The sequence below is a fragment of the Pseudoalteromonas luteoviolacea DSM 6061 genome, assembly GCF_001625655.1.
Taxonomy (GTDB): Bacteria; Pseudomonadota; Gammaproteobacteria; order Enterobacterales; family Alteromonadaceae; genus Pseudoalteromonas; species Pseudoalteromonas luteoviolacea.
Genome location: NZ_AUYB01000085.1, coordinates 1 through 14,603 on the forward strand (window position 1 = coordinate 1; position 14,603 = coordinate 14,603).

Consider the following 14,603-nt stretch of genomic DNA (forward strand, 5'->3'; position numbering starts at 1 on the left):
CGTCTGCTTCAGTTGTAGATGTCATTTCTTGTAGCTTTAATACGTTGTTCATAATTTTCTCCAAATTATTGAGTAGTAAGTTAAGTAACTGTTCGGCAAATTACGCTGTGAATACTCCAAAGATTGTCTTCAGGTTTATTGCTTTGCGGTAATTGCTGTAATTTCAAAATATTGTTCATGTTCGTTCTCTTTATTCCATTTTTCGTTTTTTCGTTTTGTTGCTAAACATGATGGCAAATTCTGATTTTTATAAAACTGTAAGAAGTGACATGTTTTTATTTTTTATAACATTTAAAACTTCTTTATATTTGCCATTGCTTAGCGAGCAAATTCATATTATTAAAAATCAAAAAAATGAGTAACTGTCATTTCTTACAGAAACAAAAAACATCTTTAAAAACCTGAAAAAACTAACAGGAAGATATAAGCAGAGATTGAAAATAGAATAAAAACAAATAAGGAGGACGAAAATGAAAAAACATTTAAAAGCAATATTAATAATTACAACTCTATTAATAGGGTGTACAAACACAGCTAATATAGAAAGCAATAAATTAAAGGTATATAAACCTGAAGTTATTAAAACACAACTCAGCAATGGCTTAACAGTAATAGCCCATCAAGATAACCGAGCTCCGATGGTAACCGTAAACATCTGGTATAAAGTAGGTGCGAAGGATGAACAGGCGCAGCACAGTGGCTTCGCACATTTATTTGAGCATTTGATGTTTACTGGCTCTGAACATGCGCCAACCAATCATTTCGCAGCCATGCAAAGTGCAGGCGCGCAAGAGGCCAATGGCACGACTAACCATGATCGCACCCGTTATTTTCAAACTATCCCAAAAGGAGCGCTTGATTATACGTTATGGCTAGAAGCTCAGAGAATGCAGCACTTAACGCAGGCACTCGACAACAAAAAGTTAGAAACTGAGAAACAAGTTGTGCTCAAAGAGTATCAGCAGCGGTATAGCAACCCATTCAATGCCATGATGCAAACACTGACGCAAGCCGCATACCCTAGTTCACATCCTTATCACTTACCACCTATAGGTAATATCGATGATGTAAAATCGGCTTCTTTAGACAAGGTAACAAACTGGTTTAAGCAATATTACAAGCCAAATAACGCTGTACTCGTTGTTTCTGGTGATCTTGACCCGACTCATACGATCGAAAAGGTTAAAACACACTTTGGTGCAGTGTCAGCCGGACCTCTGCCTGTCAGCTATCAACAGCTTGCATTACCCAATGGTGCCAAAAAACACCTTGTGACCACGCATACTCTCGATACGCACCAGTTACTCTTCGCTTGGCATGTACCAGGTCGAAATACTCAGTACAGTGAAGCTTTTAACTTACTTACAAAAGTGCTCAACACACCAAGTACTAGTTATCTTCATAAAAAACTTGTAGAGGATCTGAAACTTGCCAAATCTATTTCATTTATGCACACCGAGCGTCTGCTTTCTAGTCAATTCGTTATCGCCGCCGAGTTAGCTCCCAATACGACGACGCAGCAGTTAGAAAAGGCCTTATTTGAAGCGCTTACGGAATTGCAATATGTACCAGATATGGCCCCTGCGCTGACACGCGCAACAGAAGAGTACGCCATTGAAGTTGCTAAACAAAGTGACGTAATAAGCGGGCAGTCTGGCAGAGCACATTTACTTGCCGCAGGTGAAGTCTACTACAACGACCCACATTACTACTTTACCCGACAACAAAAACATCAAGGACTGGTATGGCAAGACCTTGTAGAGGTTGTACAAACTTGGCTGCACCCGTCAAAAGCGCTCACTATTTCATATCTGCCTGAACAATTAAACTCACCAATGGCTGAACCGTCAAACATCCCACCAGCGATCACTGAAACGCCAATACCAACGCTTACTTCACTACGCTCAAAGAATATTGATGAGCAAAAACAACTCATACACCTCGAACAACCTAGCGACACTGAGTTTGCTCTGACACTCTCTACTAAATCTGGTTTTCTAAATGAGCCCAATCATTTAGAAGGGATCACCGCAGTCTTAACCAACGCACTAAAAGCGAATGCGAAAGCTCAGGGTATCAATTTAATTGGTTATCGATATGCTCACTCTACACACTTCAGTGTTTTGGCACCAAATCAACATAAAAATAAAGTTATGCAGTACCTTGCAGATCTTAAGGCTGGTGAAATACAACTAACAGCCCCTCAATTTAAGCAGGCAAAGCAACAAGTTCTAAAGCACCTAGCACGTCTGCAAGGAGATATGGAAAGCACGGCGCTAAACGAAATATCCAATCATGTTCTCTCAGGCGTGAGCCTAGCACCTCTGACAGGGTTTGGACGATTGGACACTGTTGACGCATTGCGATTGACTGACGCAAATGAATACCTACATGCGCTTTTCAATGAAGACCTTGTTACGTATGCCTCTGTAGGTAATGAGAATATTGAGCAAAAATCGGTTTATATCGCGCCTCTGAGCACAAAGCAAACGGGTACAAAGCAATCTCCTGTTACACGTATACTGACCAACCACCAGCACCCACACACAAAATTGCATATCATCAATAAGCCACAGATGAAGCAAACACTCATTGTCGCAGCGCATGTATTAAATAACGGCGTAAACCAAGTAACTAAAACCGCAAATGCGATCTTTGGAAGCGGTCCAGCATCACGCTTAAATCAGCTGATTCGGAATGAAAAACAGTGGTCTTATGGTGGTGTGACTAAGTTGACGCCACTCACTTCCCAGCACACACTATTCACCCTGATGGCTCCTGTGGCGACCAACTCTACGGGCGCAGCATTGAACGAGTTACAAAGCCTGATGAATAACCCACTGAGCACGAATTTAATGCCCAAGGAATTGGCACAGAGTAAGCGCCAAAGTAGAGTTCGCTTTACTAACTTATTGAGTAATAAACGCAATATGGGCCTATTCCTAGCACTAACTGCTGAGCAAAATACCATAGACACAGTGATTGATTTTGAATCTACACTTCAAGATATTTCACTGCAGCAAATACCAGCGGCAATGAAGGCATTAACCAATGCAACCAATACGCAGTGGATACTTATAGGCGACCAAGCACAAATTGAAGCACAATTAGCTGTATCCAACTTTAAATTTAAGTTGTAACCATATGTTTTATAAGGCTCTTTTTAGAGCCTTATAAAACGCTGTCATTTCTACCAGTTATATCCTTTAAGCACAAAAAGTAATCTTGTATCTAAGTTCATCATCACATGACATTGAAGGTAAATATGGATACCAAGATCGAAAAACCAAAGTCAAAGAAAAGATTAAAAGCAGCGATGGGTATTCTCGGGGCATCCACCGCGATGATCGGCCTATACTCTATGCAAGCGCTTTCTATCCCGAGTAGTGCGCAATCAGTACCTTTAAATAGCATTTCTATTAGTACTGTCAAACAAGGCTCATTTGCCAATAACCTACCGCTACGAGGCCAAGTTGAGCCACGTAAAACTATTTATCTAGATGTTAAATCTGGTGGTGTAATTGAAGAAGTATTTGTAGAGCCAGGCACATTTGTTGAAGCAGGCACACCTATTGCGAGGTTATCAAACACGGATCTGCAGCTTCAGGTGATCAGCCGAGAAGCTCAAGTAACTGAACAGCTTAATTTTTTGCGTAATACAGAAATGGAAATGGAAACCAGCCGCCTCAATATCAAGCGCGACATTATTGAACTGGAATACCAAGTAAAACAACTGCAACGCAAACTGGCACATACAGAAAAACTGGCTAAAAGAGGCCTAGTATCACGAGAAGAGCTAACTGAGCGTCAAGACGAGTTGGTGTACTACAAAAAACAACTTGCACTGTCCTTGGAACGCCAAAAAGCCGATGAAAAAATTCGCTCAGTTCAAAGAGAACAGCTCGATAGCGGCAAACACATGCTTGAACGCAACTTAGAGTATGCGCGACTCAATTTAGAAAACTTGGTAGTCAAATCTCCAACATCGGGCTATCTGAGCCAGCTTGACGCTGAGATCGGTGAATCTAAAGTATCCGGTTCTCGATTAGGGCAAATCGACCTGCCCAATGACAACATTCTTTCTGTCAGAGTAGATGAGTACTACTTGAACATCATCCAAAAAGGTATGCCGGCCAGCATCAATGTAGCAGGCCAAAAATACACAACTCAAGTATCAAAAATAGACAGCCAAGTTGATAACTCTCAGTTTTATATTGAAGTAGATATTCCTAATGGCGTAGAGAATATAAAACGAGGGCAAACATTAGACGTTGAGTTAATGATTGGCGAAGTAAATAAAAATGCAACATTATTAAAAAGAGGTGCTTTCTTTTCTGATACAGGTGGAAACTGGGTTTTTGTTTTAAAAGAAAACAATACTGCTGAAAGACGAAAAATAAAAATATCAGGTAAAGATAAAAACAACTTCAAAATTAGAAGCGGATTAGACAAAGGTGAGAAAGTAATCACCTCGAGCTATTCAACATTTAATAGCGCAGAAAAATTAATATTAAAATAAAACGAATAAAATGGATTGAAGAGAATGATTAAATTAAAAAACCTTATAAAAAGTTATATTACTGAAGATATAAAAACAACCGCAATTAATAATATCGACTTGGAAATAAACACTGGCGACTTCGTGTCGATTATGGGCCCGTCAGGTTGTGGTAAATCTACGCTACTTTCTATATTGGGCATGCTTGATAGCCCATGTCAGGGGGAGTACCTATTCAATGATAAAGATCTGGCAAAGTTAAACGAGAGTCAGCTAAGTGAAATTCGTAAAGCGAACCTAGGCTTTGTCTTTCAAAGCTTCAACTTAATTGACGAACTAACGGTTTTTGAAAATGTTGCACTGCCCTTGATGTATAACAATGCAGATAAGTCTTTGCAAAAAGAACGAGTGAACGGTTTGCTGGAACGTTTTGATATTGCACACAGGGCCAACCACTTGCCTCAACAACTATCTGGTGGTCAACAGCAGCGAGTTGCGATTGCACGAGCACTGGCGACAAACCCAAAACTTATCCTAGCGGATGAACCAACAGGTAACCTAGATTCTAAAAATGGTGAAGAGGTTATGAAGTTGCTTAGTGAGCTAAATAAAGAGGGGACGACCATTGTTATGGTGACGCACTCAGACCGTGATGCACAATACGGTAATAAGGTCATTAAGTTACTGGATGGTAAAATTCACCATAGCCGCCCGACTGAGGTTTTGGAGGTGGAATGTGCTTAAGCTTCAATTTATCACTGCTTTGCGGCTATTGAATAAATACCGTCAGCATTCAATTTTAAACATTATTGGTCTCGCTTTTGGATTGGCTGCGGCAATTTTAGTTTTCCTATATGCTTCTTATGAAACCAGCTACGACACATACCACCCAGCCCCAGAGCATACATATCGAGTTGCACAGAATTGGCCTTCATTGGGACTCAATGCACCGGTAAGTAGTTCTGCTATGAACCCACACTTTTCGGGTGTGGAAGGCGTGTCAGATATCTTAAATTTGATCCACATGAGTCCTGTGATCAACAACGAAGTTAAAATCAATGATAGCCTGCTTAAGCTAGAAAACTTGTATGCAGCCACTGCAAACTTCACCGAGTTTTTTGCATTGGAGGTCATTGACGGAGAGCTTGATAAAGTACTTACGATCCCAAATTATATTGCGCTGTCACAATCACAGGCGCTGCGCCTATTTGGTGAAACGTCCGTATTGGGAGAGACACTTGATAACGAACAAGTCACGTGGACGGTAGGTGCCGTATTTAAAGACTTACCCGAAAATACTCATTTGAAAATAGATTTTTTAACCAGCATCCAAGTGCAATTGTTGGGCGAGCCAAACCCACTCGGCAATGACAGCTTTACCTATATCAAAATCGACCCACAACAGCAGGTAGAAGACGTTGCGACACAATATACGCAACTATATAACGATGTAGTTTATCGTGGCGAAAATATGGTTGAAGTTTCACTACAACGTTTGAGTGATATTTACCTAACCGCCAACTCTCGATTTGAAATGAAAGTTCACGGTTCTCAGTTTGTCGTAGACGTGTGTATTGGCCTCACATTTTTGCTCATCGCAATTGCCTCCATTAACTTCATCAACATGAGTACAGCTCAGGCCGTGCTAAGAGCGAAAGAAGTTGGTGTTAAAAAAGCCATGGGAGCATCAAAACAAAGTCTGATCACTCAATTTTTGTGTGAGTCTTTGGTGATCTCAACCATCGCAACCGTACTCGCGGCAATTTTAGCCGTGGTGTTATTACCTTGGTTTAACGCCGTAATAGAAAAGGAACTCAGCTTTGATATTACACCTATTAGCATTTTATTCTTGCTAGGCATCAATTTAGTCGTAGGCTTATTGGCGGGCCTTTACCCTGCTTTCTTTTTGACAGCATTCGATGCTAAACGCGTCTTAAGTGGTGATCTAACACGTGGTACAACAGCCGTTAGAATTAGAAAAGCGCTCATGATACTGCAGGCGTCTTTATCCATAGCTTTGATCATTGGTGCATTTATCTTACACCAGCAATTAAATTACATGACTACCATAGAGACAGGCTATCAAAAAGAAAATCGTATTGAGATCTCAGGAGTCAACCGTGCGCTGTTATTTGACAACCCAGAGAGAAACTTAGCGCGCGCATTTTCTCAATTGCCATTTATTGACTCAGCCACTATTTCTGATACCTCGCTAACTAAGTCGACCAATACTTCGGCGCGACTGCTGTGGCCTGGTGCTGATCACGATGTGCCAATTTTACCTTTCATTGGCACGGGGTTTGACCCAGTAAAAACCCAAGGTTTGAACTTATTGCACGGTCGTGATTTCAGCGCTACTTACGCTTCTGACTGGCACGCAGTAGACTCACAGGGTAACGAAACGGCAAGTATCATTATCAGTGAATCAGTTGCACGTATGGCTGGTCGTGATGATATGAGCAGTATGATTGGAGAGACCTGGACGTTTACAACTGGTGAAGAGTCCGATCTGATGATCCGTGTAAAAATTGTGGGTATCGTCTCTGATCTGACTATCGGCTCGGCGAAACATGGTGCGTCACCAAGTTTCTTCATCTGCGGCTATAGCTGGATGAATGAAGGTAATGTTGTACTCAACTTCAATACCCCTATCACGCCAGTACACAAGAGCGAAGTGGTTGAATTCGCACAAACAAGATTCAACTTGTTTAACCTACCGATGAATGAGGTTCAATACAACTATGACAACCTTTATAAGTCAGACCGTAAAACGGCCTATATTGTGGCGGTATTCTCTGTGCTGGTGGTTGTGCTGACTTGTGTTGGTATCTTTGGCTTATGCTCATTCTCAGCAAATAGGCGTCAAAAAGAAGTTGCTGTACGTAAGGTACTGGGCGCATCAAAGCTATCTTTAATGAACTTACTTGCAAAAGAATTTGTGGTGTTGACGGTTATCAGTGCAGCAATTGCATTCCCGATCACCTATTTCATCACATCGGATTGGCTAAGTGGCTTTAATGTGCGGATTGACCAACCATGGTTTATCTATGTAACTGCCCTTGTGTTAGTCAGTGCAGTAGTATGGCTGACAGTCGCCAGTATCGCTTATAAAACAGCATCAACGCGGCCTGCAAATAGCTTACGTTACGAATAACTGTTACAGCGAGCGCTACACCCTGTAGGGCTCGCATTTCTCTAACTTATTTCGCCACCGACACGTTTAATAGATGATTGTTTTGAAGTCGTTTAGCATAAACATAGACCTGCCCATCTTGAGCACCCGTAAAAATACCAAAGAAAGAGTCTGTTTTACGCTCGACATTCAGAAGCCTAGTGACTGTTAAGCTTGCCAAGTCCATTTTGCTGACACTGTTCCCTGAGCTGAAGTAAACAAAATCGTCAGTCATAGACCAACTCAAATGTGTCGTGTCTGATAGATCTAACAGCACCTGCTCATTACCAGTTTCTAGTTCACGTTTAAACAATTTGTAATTTTTATCAAAGTAGTACAAATAGGTTTCATCTATCATTCGAGCTGAGTGAATACCTTTCTTAGTTAAACGCACAAACTTTTGCTCTGTTAAGCTATAGCTCCAAGCGTCGCTGGTATCTTTGACCAAAGTCATCACAAGGTTGTCATTGAGTCCCCAACTGGCATCTGCGATGGTATCGCTCACGGCAATACTCTTTACAACGCTGAGATTGTCCATTGCGATGATTTCTAGTTGATTTTGGTATGCCACTAACAACTGACTATCATCTTGCGATAACACTATGTCTACAATCTCAGTTGTTGGCAAATCAAGCAATTTAGTACGCACACCGTCAAGGATCTTCCAAAGTGACTGATTTCTCGCCCCTCTTGCCAAATAGATACCACCCTTTGCGTGATTAAAAGGTGCTACCAAGGACTCAGTCGCGTCTGATACAGAAAATGGAGTGAGGGACGGCTCTGACGTGCTTTCGTCAATTTGATAAATATTGCCATCAAGCAGCTTGGTCGAGAAAATGAGTTGTTCGGGTGACACCACCATGGAACCGTGCATTTCTTTCTCAAGTGGAAAGTACATGCTCGCGACGATTTTACTGGCAAGCTCATACGTCATTAATTTATTTTCATTGTCATCAAACCACATCACTTTTGAATCGTCGCTAGACCACTCAACCGAGCGCAGTCTGTAGTTTAATCGCACCAACAGTTCTTGATCGCTGCCATCTGCATTGGCTTTAAAAATGGCCGTGCCATTTTTTATCGAGCGTAAAAACAAGATTTCGTTCTTGCTATGGGATAACTTAACGTAAAAATCCCCACTAAATCGAATATTCGGTGAGGTAACTTGAAACTCGGTGCCACTTACGAGGTCTTTACTGAAGATAGCTGAAATATAAGGGCGATCACGATAATCATACTTAGTATACAACAAGGTATTTTCTAAGCTGGTGACGCTCATTCTGCGCTCTGCATTGCAATCCCAAACCTTGGTATGATTCGCATCGGTCGAGCCAGGTGTAAAAGTGGCAGACCACAATTCACATACCTTATTCTCCCCTATTCGACTGATTTGGTAATATAAATTTAAACCGTCTGCTGCCCACCCAGTAGGCATGACATTAGCACCGTCCTTCTCCACCAACTTTATATTTTGTAAAGACTTCATATCCTTGACGTACAAAGCCGACGTACGGTTGCCTTCAGCCAAGAATGAGTAAGCTAGAAAAGCCCCATCCGATGACATATCCTGAAAAGCAACGGACCCTTTGCTCCAAGTTAGGATCTCTTTATCTAACTGGGTAATGTATTCTTTGTATTTGCTACTCTGTGGCGCAGCAAGCTCAGGTTCTTCAGTCGCCAATGGCAATTGCGCTTTAAGCATCACGCCAGCCGCCACACAAGCGATGACCCCTACCGCTCCCCAAACGTACTTTGCAATCGATGATGTACGCGACGATGATGAAGGTTGCGTATTATAAGTAGGCTTATCTACGACACTAGGTGCACTTTGTTCTGGCTCCACATTATTTGACTTGGGCTGTGTGCCTTTATAAATAATTTCGACATCGAGTACAAAGCTATAACCAGTACGATAGTGGGTTTTTAATGTTTGGCCACGCTGCTTGTCTGACTTAAGTGCTTTTCTTAATTCAGAAATAGCACGATTGATAGCATTGTCATCCACATAAGGCTGTTGCCATACTTCATCCGATAGCTCTTGACGCGTGACAATGCGGTGACTGTTATCGATAAAATACAACAGCATCCTAAATAGTAATGGCTCCAACTCCCTTTCTATTTTATCGTTGTCAGTCAGTAATTGTTTGTCTGGATATATCGTCCAAGATTCCAGTTTTATTTGTTCTATATTTTTACAAAACGCAACAATATTCATATTATTTTTTGAGGATATAGGAATAAAAGCAGAGTAAATATGCAAAGCTCTTGAACAGCCAAAAGAGCTGATTATCTAATACAATGCACTCAAGTTAAGTACGTCATAGTTATTGGCCGACCATACGGCCCATCTCTATACTATTTTAAATATCCCTCAATGTGAACAATTGTTCACTTATAATCGATGAATAGTCATCAATAAAGCAAAAGTTGGTTTCAGAAGCACTTGTTTCAGTTATTACTTTTTACCTAAATAAATATAAATATTAATAACTTAGTATTAATAACTAAACTTAAGGGTTCTTGATAGGTATTAACGGGGAGTCGTTAAAAGTGGAATGAGTTGCTAATAAAAAGCCCACGCCAAGTAAACTTAGCGTGGGCTTTAAACCAAATAGGTGGTTGGTTATTTGCGCAACTGGCGAATAACGCGTAGCTGTGCAAGCGCTTCTTCTAGCTGTACAGCCGCTCGATCGTAATCAAGGTCAGCCGCAGAGCCCGAAGAGATTTGCGCTTGAGCTTCACGTCTGGCTTCTTCAGCAGCTTGCTCATCAAGCTCTTCACCACGGATAGCAACGTCCGCTAGAACAGTTACTGACTTAGGTTGAACTTCAAGCGTACCGCCTGCGACGTAGATGATCTCTTCAGTACCATCTTCTTTAACCAAACGTACCATACCAGGTTTTAGGCCAGTCAGGAGTGGCGCGTGGCCAGGGTGAATACCTAGTTCACCTTCACTACCTGTTACTTGAATAGTTGCCACAGAACCTGAGAATACACTCTTCTCTGCGCTAACTACGTCAAGTTGTACTGTCATTGCCATCACAACCTCCTAATTACATGTTTTTAGCTTTATCAACTGCTTCGTCGATTGAGCCAACCATGTAGAATGCCTGCTCAGGCATATCATCGTAATCACCGTTTAGGATGCCCTTAAAGCCAGAGATTGTGTCTTTAAGAGATACGTATTTACCAGGTGCACCAGTGAATACCTCAGCAACGAAGAACGGCTGAGATAGGAAACGCTGGATTTTACGTGCACGAGATACAACTTGCTTATCTTCGTCAGAAAGCTCGTCCATACCTAGGATCGCGATGATGTCTTTCAGCTCTTTATAACGCTGAAGTACAGTCTGAACGCCACGTGCAGTCTCATAGTGCTCGTTACCGATTACTTGAGGGTCTAGCTGACGTGAAGTTGAATCTAGTGGGTCTACCGCAGGGTAGATACCAAGAGACGCGATGTCACGTGAAAGTACTACTGTTGCGTCAAGGTGCGCGAACGTTGTAGCTGGCGATGGGTCAGTCAAGTCATCCGCAGGTACGTATACCGCTTGGATTGAAGTGATTGAACCAGTCTTAGTCGAAGCGATACGCTCCTGTAGAACACCCATCTCTTCAGCAAGAGTTGGCTGGTAACCTACCGCTGAAGGCATACGACCTAGAAGTGCTGATACCTCAGTACCTGCTAGAGTATAACGGTAGATGTTATCTACGAAGAATAGTACGTCACGACCTTCGTCACGGAACTTCTCAGCCATTGTAAGACCAGTTAGTGCAACACGTAGACGGTTACCCGGTGGCTCGTTCATCTGACCGTATACTAGTGATACTTTATCTAGTACGTTTGAGTCGTTCATCTCGTGGTAGAAGTCATTACCCTCACGAGTACGCTCACCAACACCTGCGAATACTGAGTAACCGCTGTGCTCGATTGCGATGTTACGGATAAGTTCCATCATGTTTACGGTTTTACCAACACCGGCACCACCGAACAGACCAACCTTACCACCTTTAGCGAACGGACATACAAGGTCGATAACCTTGATACCAGTTTCAAGTAGTTCAACTGAACTTGATTGATCTTCATATGAAGGCGCAGCACGGTGAATAGACATACGCTCTTCTTCACCAATTGGACCTGCTTCATCGATAGGCTGACCAAGTACGTCCATGATACGACCTAGGGTCTTAGTACCAACTGGAACCTTGATTGGCTCGCCTGTGCCTTCTACTGAGATACCACGACGTAGACCGTCTGTAGTACCAAGTGCGATACCACGTACCACACCGCCACCTAACTGCTGTTGCACTTCTAGTGTCAAACCAGCTAGGTCGCCTTCTGTAACTTTTAGTGCGTCATATACGGCTGGCACGTTGTCTTGTGGGAACTCGATGTCCACAACGGCGCCGATAATTTGGACGACCTTACCTAAACTCATGTCTATTCCTCTCGTTAAACTTTGCCGAAGCGTTAAACAGCAGCCGAACCGCCAACAATCTCACTGATTTCTTGTGTGATTGCAGCCTGACGTGCTTTGTTGTAAACAAGTTGCAGCTCATCCATTAGGTCGCCTGCGTTATCAGTTGCGGCTTTCATCGCAACCATACGGGCAGCCTGTTCAGATGCAGCATTTTCTACTACACCCTGGTACACCTGTGACTCAATGAAACGAACCAATAGCGTCTCTAAGATCGCTTCTGGGTTTGGCTCATATAAGTAGTCCCAAGCGTGGGCTGATACTTCTTCTTCAGCTTTTGGCAAAGGTAATAACTGTTCGATCGTTGGCTCTTGCTTCATTGTGTTAACAAATTTGTTGTACACAACGAACAAGCGGTCAATTTTGCCTTCAGCAAATGCGTCTAGCATTACTTTTACAGGACCAATTACGTCCTGAATTGAAGGTGCATCTCCAAGACCCGCTTTTTTAGCGAGTAATTCACCGCCAAAACGATGGAAGAAACCGGCCGCCTTGCTACCTAAAGTAGCATACTCAGCGTCAACGCCTTTTTCTTTCCATGCCTTAACGTCTTGTGTGATTTTCTTAAACTCGTTTGAGTTTAAGCCACCACACAGACCACGGTCAGTTGAGATAACAATATAACCAACTCGCTTCACATCACGCTCTTCTAAGAACGGGTGATGGAAGTCAAGATTTGCTTGAGCAACACGACCGATCACTTTGCGTAAGTTCTCAGCGTATGGACGGCTTGACGCCACGCGGTCTTGCGCCTTCTTCATTTTTGAAGCGGCAACCATCTCCATCGCGCTGGTGATCTTCTGAGTATTCTTAATACTCCCGATCTTGCTTTTTATCTCTTTTCCGCTGGCCATGACTCTCTCTCCGAATCAGTGGTGACCGAAGTCACCATGAATAACTAAATTACCAAGTTTGCGTCGACTTGAACTTCTCTAGAAGTTCTTTAAGTTGCGCTTCAATCTCAGCGTTGTAGTTACCAGTTTCGTTGATTTGAGTCATCAGCTCTGCGTAAGTGCTGTTTGCGAAACCGATTAGGCCTTCTTCGAAATCACCAATCTTGTTGATTTCGATATCTTGTAGGAAGCCTTTCTCAGCAGCAAATAGAGACAGAGACATTTCAGCAACAGACATAGGTGCATATTGCTTCTGCTTCATTAGCTCTGTTACACGCTCACCGTGCTCAAGCTGTGCACGCGTAGCATCGTCAAGGTCAGAAGCGAACTGTGAGAACGCCGCTAGTTCACGGTACTGAGCTAGCGCTAGACGGATACCACCACCTAGTTTCTTAACGATTTTAGTTTGCGCTGCACCACCTACACGAGATACCGAGATACCAGCGTTAACAGCTGGACGGATACCTGCGTTGAATAAGTCAGTTTCTAGGAAGATCTGACCATCGGTGATTGAGATAACGTTAGTAGGTACGAATGCAGAAACGTCACCACCTTGAGTTTCAATGATTGGCAATGCCGTCAATGAACCTGTTTTACCTTTCACTTCACCGTTAGTGAACTTCTCAACGTAATCAGCGTTAACACGTGATGCACGCTCTAGAAGACGTGAGTGAAGGTAGAATACGTCACCTGGGTATGCTTCACGGCCTGGTGGACGCTTAAGTAGTAGAGAGATCTGACGGTAAGCAACAGCTTGCTTAGAAAGATCATCATATACGATAAGCGCGTCTTCACCGCGGTCACGGAAGTATTCACCCATAGTACAACCAGCAAATGGCGCTAGGAATTGAAGCGCTGCTGATTCAGAAGCAGATGCAACAACAACGATTGTGTTTTCAAGTGCACCGTGCTCTTCTAATTTACGTACTACGTTTGCGATAGTAGATGCTTTTTGACCAACCGCTACGTACACACACTTAACGCCTGTGTCTTTTTGGTTGATGATTGCATCGATTGCAAGTGCAGTTTTACCAGTCTGACGGTCACCGATTACTAGCTCACGCTGACCACGACCAACTGGGATCATCGCATCGATAGACTTATAACCAGTTTGTACTGGCTCGTCTACTGATTGACGCTCGATTACACCTGGTGCAATTTTTTCAACTGGCTCGAAACCATCGTTGTCTAGTGCACCTTTACCATCGATCGGTGCACCTAGTGTGTTTACAACACGACCTAGTAGACCACGGCCTACTGGTACTTCAAGGATACGACCTGTAGATTGTACTTTTACGCCTTCTTTAAGGTCTGCGTAAGGACCCATAACTACTGCACCTACTGAGTCACGCTCAAGGTTCAATGCAATAGCATAACGGTTGCCAGGAAGCTCGATCATCTCACCTTGCATACAGTCAGCTAGACCGTGGATGCGGATGATACCGTCAGTAACAGATACGATAGTACCTTCGTTACGTGCTTCACTTACAACTTCAAACTGCTCAATACGCTGCTTGATCAGTGCAGAAATTTCTGTGGAATTAAGTTGCATGCTCTTTTTC

The 14,603-nt window shown here is 42.7% G+C and carries 9 protein-coding genes; 4 read left to right on the plus strand and 5 right to left on the minus strand.

All coding sequences use genetic code 11. From position 1 onward, the window contains the following. Positions 1-470 precede the first annotated feature (470 nt). The 4 genes from N475_RS05420 to N475_RS05435 all read left to right on the plus strand — a co-directional run bounded on the left by N475_RS05420 (position 471) and on the right by N475_RS05435 (position 7,652). The gene (locus N475_RS05420) at positions 471-3,140 is read left to right on the plus strand and encodes a M16 family metallopeptidase (protein WP_063364810.1); all 2,670 of its coding nucleotides are present in this window, start codon (positions 471-473) and stop codon (positions 3,138-3,140) included. Between the two features lie 125 nt (positions 3,141-3,265). Beyond that, entirely contained in the window at positions 3,266-4,519 is a 1,254-nt protein-coding gene (locus tag N475_RS05425; RefSeq protein ID WP_063364811.1) for an efflux RND transporter periplasmic adaptor subunit, read from the plus strand. A 24-nt stretch (positions 4,520-4,543) separates the two neighbouring features. After that, positions 4,544-5,242 (plus strand): ABC transporter ATP-binding protein, encoded by a 699-nt coding sequence (locus tag N475_RS05430; RefSeq protein WP_063356010.1) that lies wholly within the window; start codon positions 4,544-4,546, stop codon positions 5,240-5,242. After that, positions 5,235-7,652, plus strand: coding sequence for an ABC transporter permease (locus tag N475_RS05435; protein WP_063356011.1), 2,418 nt, complete (start codon positions 5,235-5,237; stop codon positions 7,650-7,652). The genes N475_RS05430 and N475_RS05435 overlap by 8 nt, the downstream gene beginning before the upstream one ends. A 46-nt stretch (positions 7,653-7,698) precedes the next feature. Here N475_RS05435 and N475_RS05440 read toward each other — a convergent pair whose 3' ends face one another. The 5 genes from N475_RS05440 to atpA all read right to left on the minus strand — a co-directional run bounded on the left by N475_RS05440 (position 7,699) and on the right by atpA (position 14,593). After that, positions 7,699-9,885: a winged helix-turn-helix domain-containing protein gene (locus tag N475_RS05440; protein WP_155732542.1), complete on the minus strand. Its 2,187-nt coding sequence runs from the start codon at positions 9,883-9,885 to the stop codon at positions 7,699-7,701. Positions 9,886-10,293: 408 nt separating this feature from the next. Then, positions 10,294-10,713 (minus strand): F0F1 ATP synthase subunit epsilon, encoded by a 420-nt coding sequence (locus tag N475_RS05445; RefSeq protein ID WP_063356013.1) that lies wholly within the window; start codon positions 10,711-10,713, stop codon positions 10,294-10,296. A gap of 10 nt (positions 10,714-10,723) precedes the next feature. Next, entirely contained in the window at positions 10,724-12,109 is a 1,386-nt protein-coding gene (atpD, locus tag N475_RS05450) for a F0F1 ATP synthase subunit beta (protein ID WP_023400934.1), read from the minus strand. 32 nt (positions 12,110-12,141) lie between these two features. After that, on the minus strand, positions 12,142-13,002 hold the full coding sequence (gene atpG, locus N475_RS05455; protein ID WP_063356014.1) for a F0F1 ATP synthase subunit gamma: 861 nt from the start codon (positions 13,000-13,002) through the stop codon (positions 12,142-12,144). A 49-nt stretch (positions 13,003-13,051) separates the two neighbouring features. Continuing rightward, positions 13,052-14,593: a F0F1 ATP synthase subunit alpha gene (atpA, locus tag N475_RS05460; protein WP_063356015.1), complete on the minus strand. Its 1,542-nt coding sequence runs from the start codon at positions 14,591-14,593 to the stop codon at positions 13,052-13,054. Positions 14,594-14,603: the final 10 nt, after the last annotated feature.

Bases quoted from the DNA above. Each gene is read 5' to 3' on its own strand.
- N475_RS05420 (WP_063364810.1), top strand. From the start codon at position 471: ATGAAAAAACATTTAAAAGCAATATTAATAATTACAACTCTATTAATA.
- N475_RS05425 (WP_063364811.1), top strand. From the start codon at position 3,266: ATGGATACCAAGATCGAAAAACCAAAGTCAAAGAAAAGATTAAAAGCA.
- N475_RS05430 (WP_063356010.1), top strand. From the start codon at position 4,544: ATGATTAAATTAAAAAACCTTATAAAAAGTTATATTACTGAAGATATA.
- N475_RS05440 (WP_155732542.1), bottom strand. From the start codon at position 9,885: ATGAATATTGTTGCGTTTTGTAAAAATATAGAACAAATAAAACTGGAA.
- atpD (WP_023400934.1), bottom strand. From the start codon at position 12,109: ATGAGTTTAGGTAAGGTCGTCCAAATTATCGGCGCCGTTGTGGACATC.
- atpG (WP_063356014.1), bottom strand. From the start codon at position 13,002: ATGGCCAGCGGAAAAGAGATAAAAAGCAAGATCGGGAGTATTAAGAAT.
- atpA (WP_063356015.1), bottom strand. From the start codon at position 14,593: ATGCAACTTAATTCCACAGAAATTTCTGCACTGATCAAGCAGCGTATT.